The organism is Azorhizobium oxalatiphilum (assembly GCF_014635325.1).
In the GTDB taxonomy this organism is placed as follows: Bacteria; Pseudomonadota; Alphaproteobacteria; order Rhizobiales; family Xanthobacteraceae; genus Azorhizobium; species Azorhizobium oxalatiphilum.
Map to the genome: position 1 here is coordinate 187,676 of NZ_BMCT01000005.1, position 14,938 is coordinate 202,613.

Sequence of the window (14,938 nt, forward strand, 5' to 3'; positions counted from 1 at the left end):
GCCCCGCGGCGCGCGCCCTGCGCGATGCGCCCTGCAGTGGGCCGTGCGAAACGATTGCTGGAAACATGTAATGCCCGACCGGGATTCCGTCGAACACTCTGCCGAAACGGCGACTGCCCATGCGGGAAGCGAGGGGGAGGGCGACCGTGCGCCCCGTACGCCGCTCGTGCAGCGTGCCTACCAGATGCTGCTGACCAAGATCAGCCGCGGTGAATATCAGCCCGACGAAAAGCTGCCCGGCGAGCACGAGTTGGCCTCAACCTTTCTGGTGTCGCGGCCGATCATCCGCGAAGCGTTGAAGCGCCTGCGTGAGGACGGCCTCATCTATTCCCGCCAGGGGGCGGGCAGCTTCGTGAAAAAGCGGGTGGAGGAGGAGGCGCGGTCCATCGGCTATTCGCCGGTCGAGACCATTGCCGACATCCAGCGCTGCTACGAGTTCCGCCTCACCATCGAGCCCGACCACGCGTATTACGCGGCTTTGCGCTGGAACGATTCGGCGCTTGCCGTCATTGCCAGCGCGCTGGATCTGATGCGGGACGCCACCAATGCCCGGCGGCATCGCGAGGATGCGGACTATGCCTTCCACTGCGCCATCGCTCAGGCGACGAACAACCACTATTACATCTCCTCCATGCTGGCGCTGAAGGATCACATCGCTGTCGGCATGAAGTTTCATGGCGCCTCGCTGATGGGGCCGCGACCGGCGCTGATCGGCGTGTTCGACGAGCATCAATCCATCTACGAGTCCATTCGCGTCCGGGACGCTGTGACTGCGCGCGAGACCATGCGCAAGCATCTGGAAGGGTCGCGGGACCGCATCTTCGAAGGACGGACGCTCGACCTGTCGCTCTGATTCGTGCCTGCGCCATCGTGGCGCGAGAGGCGGCGCAGACCGGCCTGCGGTGTTGATACGCAGGCGTTGCGGCGTGTTACATCTTGACAAGAAGTGGACAAATATTCAGGTTGCCCTCGGACATTGTTCCGCAGGGAGGGCGGTGCCGCCTGCCCAAAATCGGTGCCGCCCGTTTCGGTGCCTCATCCAAGCGCTTGTAAACAAGAGCGCAGCCAAGAGACATACGGAGGAAGTTGTGAAACTCGCATCCCTCGCCGCAACCTGTTTGGCCCTTGCGCTGGGCGCCGCACCGGCGCTGGCGGACACGGCCTATCCCTCGAAGGCGGTCACGATCGTCGTGCCGTTCTCGGCGGGCGGCACGGCCGACATCATCGCCCGCATGGCGGCGGAGCATCTGCAGAAGAAGCTGGGCCAGCCCTTCGTGGTCGAAAACATCGGCGGCGGCGGCGGTGTGGCCGGGGTGGAGAAGGTGGTGAAGGCGGCGCCCGATGGCTACACGCTTGCGCTCGCCTCGACGTCGAACCTCTCCGTTCATCCCACGCTCTACGGCGCGAAGTTCCCGTACCAGACCCTGCGTGACCTGAAGCCGATCAGCCAGGTCAGCGTGGTGCCGAACATCCTCGTCATCAATCCGGACAAGATCCCTGCGCGCAACGTGCCGGATCTCATCGCCTATCTGAAGGCCAATCCGGACAAGGTCTCCTTCGGCTCCTCCGGCACCGGCACCACCCAGCATCTGGCCGGCGAGCTGTTCATGCAGCGCACCGGAACCAAGATGGTGCACATCCCCTACAAGGGCTCCAGTGCCATGCTGCCGGACCTGCTCTCCGGCACCGTCGAACTGTCCTTCGACAATGTCCCGCTGCTGCTGCCGCACGTGAAGTCGGGCAAGCTCATCGCCCTGGCGGTGGCCACGCCGGATCGGCAGGATTTCGACAAGAACCTGCCGACTGTTGCCGAGACGGTGCCCGGCTTCGAGGCAACCGCGTGGCATGGCTTCCTGGCCCCGGCGAAAACCCCGGACGCCATCACCGACAAGCTGTCGACCGAGATCCAGGCCTTCATGAAGCAGCCTGAGACCATCAAGAAAATGCAGGAACTTGGCATGACGCCGATGGCGACCACGCCGGCCGAGTTCACCGACCTCATCAAGTCGATGACTGTCCAGTGGAAGGACGTCATCGAGAAGGGCAACATCAAGCCCAACTGACATCGTCGCGGCGGGGAGGCGCCAGGCGTCCTCCCCGCGTCATTTCTGCATTTCTCAGGTATTCGGACGCGCTGCGATGAACGGCAAATCCCCGCTCAAGGCCCTGCTCAGTCAGGATGCCCTTTCCGGTTTCATGTTCATGGCCTTCGCCGGCGGTTTCGCCTGGCTGGCCCAGGATCTGTCGCTGGGCACCGCCCTGCGTATGGGGGCAGGGTATTTCCCCCTCATCCTGTCTGCCCTGCTGGGGCTGATCGGATTGTTCATTCTCGTGCGCGCCCTGCTGGGCGACGGCGGCGAGATGACGCCGTTCGCATGGCGCGGTCTCCTGCTGGTCGTCGCGTCCGTGCTCGTGTTCGGCTTCGGCCTCTCCGGCCTTGGCCTCGGCCCCTGTGTCGCCATCGCCACCGTGCTCGCCACCATGGCCAGCGGTCAGGTGAGCCTGCGCATGGCCGTGGTTCTTGCCGTGGTGCTGGTGATCTTCACCTGGGCCGTTTTCATTCTTGGGCTTGGACTGCCGATCGCCCTGATCGGTACCTGGCTGTCCTGACGAAGGATCGGCGCGTTGGACCTCATCAGCAATCTCGCGCTCGGCTTCGCCACCAGCCTGAGCCTCTACAATCTGTTCTACTGCTTCATCGGCGCGCTGTTCGGAACGCTCATCGGCGTCCTCCCCGGCCTCGGCCCGGTGGCCACCATAGCCATGCTGCTGCCGATCACGTTCGGCCTCGAGCCGGTGTCGGCGCTGATCATGCTCGCCGGCATCTATTACGGCGCGCAATACGGCGGCTCCACCACTGCCATCCTCATCAACCTGCCGGGTGAGAGCACCTCGGTCGTCACCGCCCTCGACGGCTATCAGATGGCCCGCCAGGGCAAGGCCGGCAAGGCGCTGGCGACCGCTGCGCTGGGCTCCTTCTTCGCCGGCACGGTCACGACCATCTTCATCGCGCTGTTCGCGCCGCCGCTGGCCAATCTGGCGTTGCAGTTCGGCCCGCCGGAATATTTCGCGCTGATGGTGCTCGGCCTCATCGCGTCGATCACGCTGGCCTCCGGCTCGCTGATCAAGGCACTGGCCATGATCCTGCTCGGCCTGCTGCTCGGCCTCGTCGGCCGGGACGTCTACACCACGGAGGCGCGCTTCACCTTCGATCTGGAGAACCTCAGTGACGGACTCCAGTTCGTGGCGCTGGCCATGGGCGTCTATGGCATCGGCGAGATCGTGCGTAACCTGGAGACGCCCGAGCAGCGCTCGGTGGCGGTGTCCAAGGTCGGCGGGCTGATGCTGTCGAAGGCGGAGTTCCTGCGCATCACGCCGCCGGTCCTGCGCGGCACCGGGCTCGGTGCCATCCTCGGCATCCTGCCGGGCGGCGGCGCACTGCTCTCGTCCTTCGCCTCCTATGCGCTGGAAAAGAAGCTGTCGCGCAATCCTGCCGAGTTCGGGCGGGGCGCCATCGAAGGCGTCGCGGGGCCGGAGAGTGCCAACAATGCCGGTGCCCAGTCCTCCTTCATCCCCATGCTGACGCTCGGCATTCCGTCCAATCCGGTGATGGCGCTGATGGTCGGTGCGCTTGTCATCCACGGCATCACGCCGGGGCCGTCCTTCGTCACCGACAAGCCGGACCTGTTCTGGGGCCTCGTGGCCTCCATGTGGGTCGGCAATCTCATGCTGGTGGTGCTCAACCTGCCGCTCATCGGCATCTGGGTGCGCCTGCTCACCGTCCCCTACAATTATCTGTTCCCGGCCATCATCGTGTTCTCCGCCATCGGCGTGTTCAGCGTGAACAACAGCACGGCCGACGTGCTGGTGATGGCGGGCATGGGCGTGTTCGGCTACGTGCTCTACAAGCTCAACTGCGAGCCCGCGCCGCTGCTGCTCGGCTTCATCCTGGGGCCGATGCTGGAGGAGAACCTGCGCCGCTCCATGCTGCTGTTCCGCGGCGATGCGACCCAGTTCCTCACCCGTCCGCTGACCGCCACGCTGCTCGGCATCGCGCTGGTGAGCCTCATCGTGGTGCTGCTGCCCAACATCTCCCGCAAGCGCGAAGTGGTGTTCAAGGAGTAGGGTGGGCCCGCAGCCCGCCCAAACATAACAAGACGCGTTGGAGGAATGGCGATGCGGCCGGGTTACGTGAAGCTCGTCGAGAACGTGGCGCTGCCGCGCATGGCACTGGTCCGCCAGAACTTTGATGCGCAGGACGTGGACGACGTCGCCCGCACCGTTCACGACGCCATCGCCGGGGCGGGTTTCGTCCGCGACCGCATCCGCCCCGGCATGTCGGTGGCGTTGACCGTCGGCAGCCGGGGTCTCGCCAGCCTGCCGGAGCTGGTGCGCGCCATCGTCGCCGAACTGAAGGCGCTCGGTGCCGAGCCCTTCATCGTGCCTTCGATGGGCAGCCACGGCGGCGCCACCGCCGAAGGCCAGACCAAGGTCCTCGCCCAGCTCGGCGTGACCGAGGCCAGTGCCGGCTGCCCCATCCGTTCCAGCATGGAAACGGTGGAGGTGGGCGTGCTGGACAATGGCATGTCGGTGCGCATCGACCGGCTGGCCTATGAGGCGGACGGCATCGTGCTGTTCAACCGCATCAAGCCGCACAGCGCCTTTCGCTGGGAGAATGAGAGCGGCCTCGCCAAGATGCTGTCCATCGGGCTCGGCAAGCAATCGGGCGCGGACAACTGCCACGCCTGGGGCTTCAATTATGTGGGCCGCTTCGTGGTGGAGATGGCGCGGGTAAAGCTCGCCACCTGCAAGGTGCTGTTCGGCATCGGCACGGTGGAGAATGCCTATGATCGCCTGTCCAAGGTGGTGGTGCTGCCGCCCGAGGGGATGATCGAGAAGGAGCGGGTCTATCTGGCCGAGGCCATGCGCAACATGCCCCGCCTGCCGCTCGGCCCGCTCGACCAGCCTTTGGCATCCGGTCCGCTGGATGTGCTGCTGGTGGACTATGTGGGCAAGGAATTCTCCGGCAGCGGCATGGATCCGAACATCACCGGCCGCCCCTCGACCACGGCCATCAAGGGCGGTCCCTCCGTGTCGCGCATCTGCGTTCTGGACGTGACCGACAAGAGCCAGGGCAATGCCAATGGCGTCGCCCGCGCGGACGTCATCACCGAGCGCCTGTTCGACCGCTTCGACCGCGAATCCGTCTACACCAACTCGCTGACCTCGGGCGTGCTGATCGCCGCCTCCCTGCCCATGGCGATGCCGGACGAGAAGACTGCCATCCAGGCGGCGGTGAAGACCTGCGAATCCCACACCCCCGATGCGATCACCATGATCCGCATTCCCAACACGCTGCACCTCGAATATCTCTACGCCTCCGAGGCGCTCCTGCCGCAGATCGCCGGCCGTCCGGGCGTGGAGATCCTGAGCGAGCCCGTGCCGATGCAGTTCGATGCCGCCGGCAAGCTGAAGGATCCGTGGCCGGAGGGCCACTGACGCGGACTCAGGTCATGGGTGAAGGTCTGCATATCCATCTCGACCCGGTCGGCGGCATCGCCGGGGACATGTTCGTCGCCGCCCTGCTGGCGGCGCGGCCGGATCTGGAGCCGCGGGTGCGGGCGGACATCGCCGCCGTCCTGCCGGCGGAAGCGGGGACCTGCCATATCACCGAGGTGGTCTCCGGCGGCATCGCCGCGCGGCACGTGGCGCTGGTCGGCCCCGCGCATACGGTTGATCACGATCCTCATCACGCCCGTCATCACCATCATCACGACCACCCTCATTCCGGTGGCGCTCACCATCACGGTGATCACACCCACGGCCATGGCCACGCCGGCCATGTGAGCTTCGCCAGCCTGAAGGCGCGGATCGCGGATGCGGCGCTGTGCAAGGGGACGGCGGATGCCGCGCTGGGCATCCTCACAATCCTCGCCAACGCGGAGGCACGCATGCATGCCGTACCGGTGGAAGAGGTGCATTTCCATGAGGTGGGTGACTGGGATTCGCTGATGGACGTGGTGGCGGCCGGCAGCATCATCGCCGCCCTGTCGCCGGCGCGCTGGAGCGTGTCTTCCTTGCCGCTGGGCGAGGGCATGGTGAGGACGGCGCACGGCCTGCTGCCGGTGCCCGCGCCTGCCACGACTGAAATCCTCACCGGCTTCGAATGGCGCAATGACGGCATTCCCGGCGAGCGGGTAACGCCCACGGGGGCGGCAATCCTGCGCTACCTCGTCAGCGATCCGCCGGCTATGCGCCCTGTCACCGCCCGACTGGAAGCCATCGGTTACGGCGCAGGCACGCGGCAGTTGCGCGGTACGCCCAACGTGCTCCGGGCCAGTCTATCGCGGACCTCCGGGGCGGCGGGCGAGCATGGGCATCTGCTGGAGATCGACTTCGACATCGACGACATGACCGGCGAAGAGATCGCGACGGCTGCTGACCGGCTGCGCGCTCTCGACGGCGTGCGCGACCTGCGGCTGGTGCCGGCCATCGGCAAGAAAGGTCGTCCGCTCACCACCTTCGCGCTGCTGGTGGAGGCGGGCGCGTTCGACGCGGTGTCCGATCAGATCTTCCTCCAGACCTCGACTCTGGGCCTGCGCTTCCACGCTGTGGAGCGGCGCATGCTGGCGCGCACCCTCGGCCAGACCGCTGACGGCCTGCCGGTGAAGCATGCACGGCGGCCGGACGGCAGCCTGACCGCCAAGGTGGAGAGTGACGCGCGCGTGGGCGATACGCTGGCCGCGCGCCGAACGGCGGGAAGGCTGGACCAATGACCGACGCCCTACCGGAGCTGAAACGTCTCGAAGCGGTGCTTGCCGACCTGCCGCCCCTCGCCATCGCGGTGAGCGGCGGCGTGGATAGCATGACGCTGGCTTCCGTGGCGCATCGTGCGGCGCCGGGCGTGCATCTCATGATCCATGCGGTGTCCCCTGCCGTGCCCAGTGGCGCGGAGTCGCTTATTGAGCAGCACGCGGCAGCGGAGGGCTGGAGCCTGCGCCTGATCGACGCCGGTGAGCAGGACGACCCGGCCTATCGTGCAAACCCCGTAAACCGTTGCTATTTCTGCAAGGCAAACCTCTACGGCACCATGCGCGCGGCCACCGACCGGCTCCTGGCGTCCGGCACCAATCTGGATGACCTGTCCGACCATCGCCCCGGCCTGCTGGCCGCCGGTGAGCATGATGTGGTGCATCCCTTCGTTGTCGCTGATATCGGGAAGGCGGGCATCCGCGCCATTGCCCGGCATTTCGGCTTTGAGGCTTTTGCCGAACTTCCGGCGCAGCCCTGCCTCGCCAGCCGCATCGAGACCGGCATTCCTATCGCCCTGCGCGATCTGTCCTTCATCGACCGCGCCGAGCGGACACTGCGCGCGCGCCTCGGGGCGGGTGAAACGCTGCGCGTGCGTGTCCGGCACAGCGGCGTGCAGCTGGAGATCGGCCGCGCGCTGGCGGCGGACGAGATGGCTGATGTCATGACCGCCATGGTGGAACTGTGCACGGCGGAAGACCGCCTGTTTTCCGGCATCGCCGCCTATCGAACCGGTAGCGCTTTCCTGCGCGCGGAGGCGGCGGAATGACCGAGGGCACCGCACGCATGGACTGGGCGCGCGATGCGCGTACGGGCTTGCCGGAGGCGGTCTATGCCGAGGGCAAGACCGTCGCGCAGCTCATCGCTATCCTGAGCGAAGCGGCAGCGCAGGATCGCCCGCTGCTGCTGACCAGACTGGCGACTTCACGCCTGGCGGATTTGCCGCCGGACCTGCGCGCTAATCTCGATCACGATGCGCTGTCGCAGACGGCTATCTTCGGCACACCGCCTCAACCTGCGGCGGCAGGTGTCACGGTGGTCTGCGCGGGGCTCGCCGACATGCCCGTGGTGGGCGAGGCGGTGCGTACGCTGGCCTTCTCGGGCGTCCGGGCTCAGGTGGTCACGGACGTAGGCGTCGCCGGCTTGTGGCGGCTTCTGGAGCGGTTGGACGAATTGCGTGCGGCGCGCATCATCATCGCCGTAGCGGGCATGGAGGGGGCGCTCTTCAGCGTTCTCGCCGGCCTCGTGTCCGCGCCCATCATCGCCGTTCCGACATCGGTTGGGCATGGCGTGGCGACGGGCGGCCATGTGGCGCTGAACTCGGCGCTGGCCAGTTGTGCGCCGGGCCTCGTCACCGTCAACATCGACAATGGCTTCGGAGCCGCCCAGTCGGCCCTGCGCATTCTGCACGCTGGCCGTTAGAGCATGTCCGGCTTTGATTGCTCCGCAATCCAAGCCGCAAGACATTCTCTATCAAAGACTTGGAGCGCTTCAGCGTTTCCATGAAACGATGAAGCGCTCTAGGGACCGAGTGATTGACTCAATTCGGCCGTGCTGACGTTCCCCCTGCCTTTATCCGGCGCGGTGAGTTCGCCCTGACGGTTTGTTCTGGGTCATGCCTGAGCAAGCGAATTAAAGGGTGCGGCGTGCGGGCTCCGCGCGCCCGAGGGCAATCATGTCCTCGTTTTCGAGAATGGGCTTCGGGGCAAGGCCCTTTGCCGCCGCAACCATGGCGCGGCCCAGTTCTTCGCTGGTGATGATCAGGTGAGGCGCGAGTGCCGTCACCAGCGGCCAGAAGGGGGACATCAACGCCAGGAAAAGGTCGCCGCCACGGCTCCTGGAGCGCTCGCGGTGGAGCGGACGCAGAATGCCGAGCCTGAACATGACGGCATTCGGAAACAGGGCCAGAAGGGCGGTCTCGGTACGAGCCTTGACGCGCGCCCACATCGATTTGCCCAGCCCGGCACCGCGCGCCGAAATGTACAGAAACCGCATCTCCGGATTGCCGCGCGCAAGCGCTTGACCCCATGCGACCGTCAAGTCGTGCGTAATTCGCGAATAGTCCGGCTCATCTTTGCCCAGAGACGATGTCCCGAGGCAGAACATGCAAACGTCGTAGCCTGAAATCTGGTTCGAGACAGCATCCGGGCAAAACATATCTGCTGGAACCAGATCGCTGACCTTGGAATGAAGGATATTCGACGGCGAGCGACCGATGGCGAGAATTTGGACCACGTGAGGGTCGAGCAGGCATTCTCGAACGACGCTCTGCCCGACCATGCCTGTCGCGCCGAAAATGATGACCTTCATACCATCTTCCTGAAATTTCATATGCGTGTGGGGCTGCGGGACATCTCACCTGCTAGGATACGGGCTCGCATATAAGGTCGCAAAGGCGACGAAGCTGTGAGTGCATCGTTCGCAGCAAGCTGGCGGGAGCGATTTGAGCGGGCTTATGTGATGCTGGACCGCGCTGTGTTGCGCGGTGAGCTGCCGGCTACGATTTCGCGGGAGGATTTGATGCAGGCTCCTGTCGCGCCGGCATGGTTTCGCTCCTTCGTGAGCCATATGCCGATGGACAAGGAGTTCGCCCGAAAGACGACTGCGGACGTCCTCAAGCTCGCGCGTTGAGCGAGGCGACCTTCGCGGACATGGAAAGGGGGTTGCCCGGGTCGGGGAAGCGCCCGTGTCGGGTGGGAGTTCTGATCTGAGGCGATAGATCGAAGCTCTCTCTTCCGCTCCCGATCTGCCTTACCCGGATTCAGCGGGTTTCGGGCCGGGATGGCCGATCTTCGGTATTGCTCTTCTCGTCCATCTCCGCGCCTTGACACGCCAGCGCGACGGCGGCGGCGACTTCGCACAGTGTCCGGCCGTGGGCGAGGATGGCGTTGTCGAGGGAGAGCGCTGCGCGGATCCAGATCATGGACACGACCGCCTCGACGCGCGCCTCGATGATGACCGGGACCGCGATGCTGTTGGTCCTGGGCCGGAATTCACCGCCGTCCCGCGCCGCGATCCCGCGCTGCCGGGTCTGGTCGAGGATGCGCGAGAGCCACGCCTCCTCAAGAAAGGGGCGGTCCTCCGGATCGTCGATGCGGCGCAGATGGTCGAGGATCGCGGTGCGTTCCTCCGGTGGGCAGAAGCCGAGATAGGCGCGACCGGCAGAGGTCCGCAGCATGGGCAGCCGATAGCCGATCATCCCGCGGTCGATGGACAGTGGGCTGCGCGCGTGCGTGGTCTCCTGGATCACCATGGCGGCATTGTCATAGACCGTCAGATCGAGCGGCCAGACAAGGCGCGGCGCATATTGCCCGAAGATGGGACCTGCCGCCTGGCAGACGCGCGAATGGGCGACGTAGCTGTCGCCGAGGCTGGCCGCCAGCCGCGTGACCCGCACCTGTGCGGAGGAGGCGGAAAACGCGATATAGCCTTCCTCCTCCAGCGTCTGCAGCAGCCGGTAGACCGTGGGCCGGGGAATATCGAGGGCCCGGGCGATATCGGCGACGCCGGTGCTGCCCACCGCATTGACATGGCGCAGCACCGCGAGGCCGCGCCGCAGGGCACGCACGCCATCGCTCTTCTCCTGCGGGGAGCCGCTGGTGTCGGGCATTTCCTCATCCTGCCGGCTGGAGCCGATCTCACTGCGTGCAGTCTAGGAAAATGATCGCGCCGTGCCCAGCAGCCTGCGGGCACGGCGCGATGCTTGCCCCCTCAGTGCTCGGCCACGACGGGATTGCGCAGGATGCCGATGCCGCTGACCTCCACTTCCACCACGTCGCCATTCTTCATGAACAGCTTCGGCGTGCGCCGCGCGCCCACCCCGCCGGGCGTGCCGGAGACGATCACGTCGCCGGGCAGCAGCGGCAGGATGGTGGAGGTGTAGGCGATCAGCGTGGGGATGGGGGTGATCATGAGATCCACCGTGGTCCGCTGCACCTGCTCGCCATTGAGCCGCGTGGTGAGCGTGAGAACAGTCGGATCGGGGATCTCGTCGGCACTGACCATCCAGGGGCCGAAGCCTCCGGTGGCCGCGAAGGTCTTGCCCGGCATGAATTGTGAGGTGTGCCGCTGCCAGTCGCGGACGCTGCCGTCATTGTAGCAGGCATATCCCGCCACATGGGACAGCGCATCCGCTTCCGAGATCCGGCGGCCGGGCTTGCCGATGATGACCGCAAGCTCACCTTCATAGTCGAATTCGTCGGATTCCAGCGGCTTGACCATTGCCTCGCCCGAACCGACCTGACTGCCCGGATAGCGCGCGAACAGCATGGGATTGGGAGTGACCGTGCGCCCGGTCTCATTCACATGGTCATGATAGTTCAGGCCCACGCAGACGATCTTGTCCGGGTCCGGAATGACCGGGCCGAGCACCACATCCGCAAGCGCATAGTCGGCGCTGGCCTCCGAGACAGCAGCGGCCCGCTCAAGTCCTCCGGCGATGAAGGTACGCAGGGTCGGCGCGTCCGGGAAGCGGCTGGAGAGATCGACCAGACCCTGATCGGTGACAAGGCCATAGCTGGGGCGGCCGGCGTGGGTGAAGGAGGCGAACTTCATGGGGCGGACCTTTTCCTTGGGGGTCTCGTTGGGGCGGTGCGAAGAGGGACGGGGGTGATCAGGCGGCGGAGGCCTGCGCGGGCCGGTAGGGCGCCAGCACATTGGCCAGAGCTGCCAGTTCGCCATCGTCGCTGGCCGCGCCGGCCACATAGCGGTCGGGGCGGATGAGGAGGGCGCAGGCGCGGGCATCCGACAGGATCGGGGCGATGTCCGGGCCGTCGGCCTCGGTCACGACGGTGATGTCCGCCTGCCTGAAGCACTGGCGCGTGCTCTCGCCCGCGCTTTTCCAGAGCGCGTCACGGGCGAGCAAGGCGAAGCCGTAGCCGACCGCGGTATCGAGCCCGCGCCCGTCATCGAGGCGCGGCTGGGGACTGCGGGTGCCGCTGAGATCGGCCCGCCCGATGGCGAGGCCCGGCCCGAGGCGAGGTTCGCGGCTGCGCAGCCGCACCACACCGTCCGCATCCCGGAAGGCGGCATTGAGCGCTGCTTCAGTACCGCAGGTGTTGATCAGCCCGCCGAGGCGGACGGCGGTCTCGATATAGGCGCGCACGTCCGGTGCACGTTCGCTCTGATAGGTGTCGAGCAGGGCATCGCAGGTGCGGTCCTGCACGACGGCGGCCAGCTTCCAGGCGAGGTTGGCCGCGTCGCGGATGCCGGCGCACATGCCCTGGCCCATGAAGGGCGGCGTCTGGTGCGCGGCATCGCCGGCCAGCAGCAGGCGGCCGGCGCGCCATGCCCGTGCGACGGCGGAATGGAAGGTATAGACGGCCGCCCGTTCCAGCTCGGCCTCATCGGGGCTGAGCCAGCGCGCAAGAAGGCCCCAGACCTTCTGCGGATTGACCATGGCGCGGCCATCCTCCTCCGGCAGCACGGTGATCTCCCATCGCCGCCGGTCGCCGGGGCCGCGCACATAGGTGGCGGGCCGCGCGGGGTCGCAATACTGGATGGTGTGGTCGCCCAGCTCCGGCTTCGGCCGGCGCAGCACCGCGTCCACCACCAGCCAGCGTTCGTGAAAGCCGAGGTCGTCCATGGAGGCGCCGATGAAGCGCCGCACCAGCGAGCGGGCACCGTCGCAGCCCACCACATAGCGCGCCCGCGCCTGCCGGAGCGTGCCGGTGTCCAGTTCCTCATAGCCGATGACGACGTCCTCGCCGGTGTCGGTGAAGGCGAAGGCATCGCAGCGGGTCCGGGTCTGGACGTTGGGAAAGCGTGACAGCCCCGCGCGGAGGATGCGCTCCAGATCCGGCTGGTGGAAGCGGTAGCTGGCGTGCCAGCCCTGCGGGCCGACATCCTGCGGGCGGGGCCAGTCCATCAGCAGGGCGCCGTCCGCATCCACGAAGCGCATGCCGGGATTGACGCGCGTGCAGGGGAGGATGTCCTGCGCCAGACCGATGGTCTGGAACACCCGCATCACCTCGTCGTCGAAATGCACGGCGCGCGGCAGATGATAGGCTTCGGTCTCGCGTTCGAGCACCAAAGTGGAGATGCCCTGGAGGCCGAGCAGGTTGGCGAGGGTTGCGCCCACAGGGCCAAGGCCGATGATGGCGATGTCGAACTGATCTGCGGATTTCGAGCGGTTCTCGATCATCGCGTCCTCCCGGCTTTTGTCGCGTTTCCGGAAGCGACAGATCCCAGAGGCGCGGCCGCGCATCAACGCGGCCGAGCGGAATGTCCGTCAGGCGGACAGGCCTGTCCGGGGGCAGGCAAGGGGAGCGGAGCGGCGGCTAGAGAAGATGAATACGGATCAGAGGCGAGGTTTCATGCGGCCCATTCTCATCATGTCGGCGATCAACGGCGCGCGTCGCACGCGGGCCGATCATCCGGCGCTGCCCATGTCGGCACTGGACATCGCCACCGAAAGCCTGCGCTGCGGGGCAGCCGGCGCCACGGCCATTCACCTGCACGTGCGGGATGAGGCGGGGCGGCACAGCCTCGATGCGGGCCGATACCGTGAGGTGCTTGCGGAGATCCGGGCGCGCGGTGGCGATACGCCGATCCTTCAGGTGACGACGGAGGCCGTGGGCCTCTATACGCCGGCCGAGCAGATGGCGATGGTGCGCGCGGTGCGGCCGGAAGCCTTCTCGGTGGCGGTGCGCGAATTGTTCGGCGACGCGGGCATGGTCGATGCCGCCGCGACCTTCCTCGCGGAATGCGCCGAAGCCGGCATGGCCGTGCAGTACATCCTGTACGATCCGGAAGACGTGCAGCGCTTCGATGCGCTGCTGGAGGCGGGCACCATCCCGCGCGGGAACGCCGCGCAGCTCTTCGTGCTCGGCCGTTATGACACCGGCCTGCCCTCCGAGCCGGCCTCCATCCTGCGCTTTCTCGCCGCCCGCAGGCATGCCCTCGACTGGAGTGTCTGCGCCTTCGGCCCGGCGGAAGCCGCCTGCTGCATGGCGGCCGCACTGCTGGGCGGGGACGTGCGCATGGGGTTCGAGAACAACCTCCACCTGCCGGACGGGCGGGTGGCCCCCGACAATGCGGCGCTGGTCGCGCATTTCGTGGCTGCTGCGGCGACGCTGGGCCTCACGCCGCTCACCTTGCCGGAGGCACGCGGACGGATGGGGCTGTAGGGCGGCTCAGCCGCCGAGCTGCCCATACAGCCAGGGGCAATCCACCACCTCCGGTGCCCGGATGCCCCTGGCGGCGGCGTCGAGGCGCATCTGGCGGAGCCGGGCGCGCGGCTCCTCGGGCAGGTAGAGCCGCTCGTGCCCCCAGAAACTGGGGCCGGCGAAGGTCTCGTGCGGCTCCCAGCTCGGCGGGTCGATGACGCGGCCGCCCCAGCCATTCTCGACGAAGAAGCCGGAGGGCGAGTTGGCGTAGAAGGAGGTCATGAAGTCGTTGGTGTGGCGGCCGAGCGTATAGGCGATCCGCCCGTCCTCAAGCTGGGCGAGATCATAGCCCTGGCCCACATCGTCGAGATTGGCGAACTCCACCATGAAGTGATGGAAGCCGTTCTGGCCCGAACCCACCATGGCGAAGCTGTGGTGCCGGCCGTTCACATGGAAGAAATAAAGCGGATAGGGCGTCAGGCCATAGTCGCTCACATGGAACCCCAGCACGTCGCGGTAGAAGGGCAGCAGCGCGTCGATGTGGACGGCGTGCAGCACGGCATGGCCCATGCCGAGCGCGCCGGTGCGGAAGCCGGAAATGGGCCGGCCGGGCACGAAGGGATCGCTCGCCCGCATGGGATTGAAGAACAGTTCGACGCTGTTGCCGTCCGGATCATTAAAGGTGATCATCTCTTCAACAAAGCGCTGGTCGGCGAATGCGCGCGGGGCGCGGCGCACGGGAAAGCCGGCGGCCTCGATCCGCGCACCGAAGGTGTCGAGATCGGCCTTCTCCTCCACTTCCCAGCCCATGGCCGCCAGCACGGGGCCGGGTTCGTCCACCACGAACAGGCGCTGGCGCAGGTCGTCCATGCGGAAGGTGGACTGGGCTTTCGAGACATCGACAGCCTGCATGGCGAGAAGGCCGGAGGCGAAGGCGTGCCAGTCGCTCATCCTGTCCGAGCGGATGCCGAGATAGCCGAGCGCGATGATGCCCATGGCGTGTTCCTTCCTGCCGTCGTGTG

The 14,938-nt window shown here is 66.6% G+C and carries 15 protein-coding genes; 10 read left to right on the plus strand and 5 right to left on the minus strand.

From position 1 onward, the window contains the following. The first annotated feature begins 70 nt into the window (after positions 1-70). The 8 genes from IEW24_RS17530 (at position 71) to larB (ending at position 8,232) form a co-directional block, all read left to right on the plus strand. The gene (locus IEW24_RS17530) at positions 71-853 is read left to right on the plus strand and encodes a FadR/GntR family transcriptional regulator (RefSeq protein WP_188580983.1); all 783 of its coding nucleotides are present in this window, start codon (positions 71-73) and stop codon (positions 851-853) included. Between the two features lie 235 nt (positions 854-1,088). Further along, on the plus strand, positions 1,089-2,063 hold the full coding sequence (locus tag IEW24_RS17535) for a Bug family tripartite tricarboxylate transporter substrate binding protein (protein ID WP_188580985.1): 975 nt from the start codon (positions 1,089-1,091) through the stop codon (positions 2,061-2,063). A gap of 76 nt (positions 2,064-2,139) precedes the next feature. Then, entirely contained in the window at positions 2,140-2,610 is a 471-nt protein-coding gene (locus IEW24_RS17540; RefSeq protein ID WP_188580987.1) for a tripartite tricarboxylate transporter TctB family protein, read from the plus strand. 15 nt (positions 2,611-2,625) lie between these two features. Further along, the gene (locus IEW24_RS17545) at positions 2,626-4,125 is read left to right on the plus strand and encodes a tripartite tricarboxylate transporter permease (RefSeq protein ID WP_188580989.1); all 1,500 of its coding nucleotides are present in this window, start codon (positions 2,626-2,628) and stop codon (positions 4,123-4,125) included. Between the two features lie 45 nt (positions 4,126-4,170). Beyond that, the gene (locus IEW24_RS17550; RefSeq protein ID WP_188580991.1) at positions 4,171-5,499 is read left to right on the plus strand and encodes a nickel pincer cofactor-dependent isomerase, group 22; all 1,329 of its coding nucleotides are present in this window, start codon (positions 4,171-4,173) and stop codon (positions 5,497-5,499) included. 14 nt (positions 5,500-5,513) lie between these two features. Beyond that, on the plus strand, positions 5,514-6,776 hold the full coding sequence (gene larC / locus IEW24_RS17555) for a nickel pincer cofactor biosynthesis protein LarC (RefSeq protein WP_188580994.1): 1,263 nt from the start codon (positions 5,514-5,516) through the stop codon (positions 6,774-6,776). Then, positions 6,773-7,579, plus strand: a complete 807-nt coding sequence (gene larE, locus IEW24_RS17560; RefSeq protein ID WP_188580996.1) for an ATP-dependent sacrificial sulfur transferase LarE — start codon at positions 6,773-6,775, stop codon at positions 7,577-7,579. Before larC ends, larE begins: the two co-directional genes overlap by 4 nt. Further along, entirely contained in the window at positions 7,576-8,232 is a 657-nt protein-coding gene (gene larB / locus IEW24_RS17565; protein WP_188580998.1) for a nickel pincer cofactor biosynthesis protein LarB, read from the plus strand. Before larE ends, larB begins: the two co-directional genes overlap by 4 nt. Before the next feature lie 210 nt (positions 8,233-8,442). Here larB and IEW24_RS17570 read toward each other — a convergent pair whose 3' ends face one another. Beyond that, positions 8,443-9,120, minus strand: coding sequence for a Rossmann-fold NAD(P)-binding domain-containing protein (locus IEW24_RS17570; protein WP_188581000.1), 678 nt, complete (start codon positions 9,118-9,120; stop codon positions 8,443-8,445). Between the two features lie 96 nt (positions 9,121-9,216). Here IEW24_RS17570 and IEW24_RS17575 point away from each other — a divergent pair, with 96 nt between their 5' ends. Continuing rightward, positions 9,217-9,441, plus strand: a complete 225-nt coding sequence (locus IEW24_RS17575) for a TetR-like C-terminal domain-containing protein (RefSeq protein WP_188581002.1) — start codon at positions 9,217-9,219, stop codon at positions 9,439-9,441. A 130-nt stretch (positions 9,442-9,571) separates the two neighbouring features. Here IEW24_RS17575 and IEW24_RS17580 read toward each other — a convergent pair whose 3' ends face one another. From IEW24_RS17580 to mhpA, 3 genes are all read right to left on the minus strand, one after another. Next, complete coding sequence (locus IEW24_RS17580; protein WP_188581003.1) at positions 9,572-10,420, minus strand: DNA-binding transcriptional regulator; 849 nt, start codon at positions 10,418-10,420, stop codon at positions 9,572-9,574. A gap of 101 nt (positions 10,421-10,521) precedes the next feature. After that, positions 10,522-11,364, minus strand: a complete 843-nt coding sequence (locus tag IEW24_RS17585; protein ID WP_188581006.1) for a fumarylacetoacetate hydrolase family protein — start codon at positions 11,362-11,364, stop codon at positions 10,522-10,524. Positions 11,365-11,422: 58 nt separating this feature from the next. Continuing rightward, on the minus strand, positions 11,423-12,952 hold the full coding sequence (gene mhpA / locus IEW24_RS17590) for a bifunctional 3-(3-hydroxy-phenyl)propionate/3-hydroxycinnamic acid hydroxylase MhpA (RefSeq protein WP_188581008.1): 1,530 nt from the start codon (positions 12,950-12,952) through the stop codon (positions 11,423-11,425). 172 nt (positions 12,953-13,124) lie between these two features. Between mhpA and IEW24_RS17595 the strand changes: the two genes are divergently transcribed. Further along, complete coding sequence (locus tag IEW24_RS17595; RefSeq protein WP_188581010.1) at positions 13,125-13,937, plus strand: beta-keto acid cleavage family enzyme; 813 nt, start codon at positions 13,125-13,127, stop codon at positions 13,935-13,937. Between the two features lie 6 nt (positions 13,938-13,943). Here IEW24_RS17595 and IEW24_RS17600 read toward each other — a convergent pair whose 3' ends face one another. Then, complete coding sequence (locus IEW24_RS17600) at positions 13,944-14,912, minus strand: VOC family protein (RefSeq protein ID WP_188581012.1); 969 nt, start codon at positions 14,910-14,912, stop codon at positions 13,944-13,946. Between the last annotated feature and the right edge of the window lie 26 nt (positions 14,913-14,938).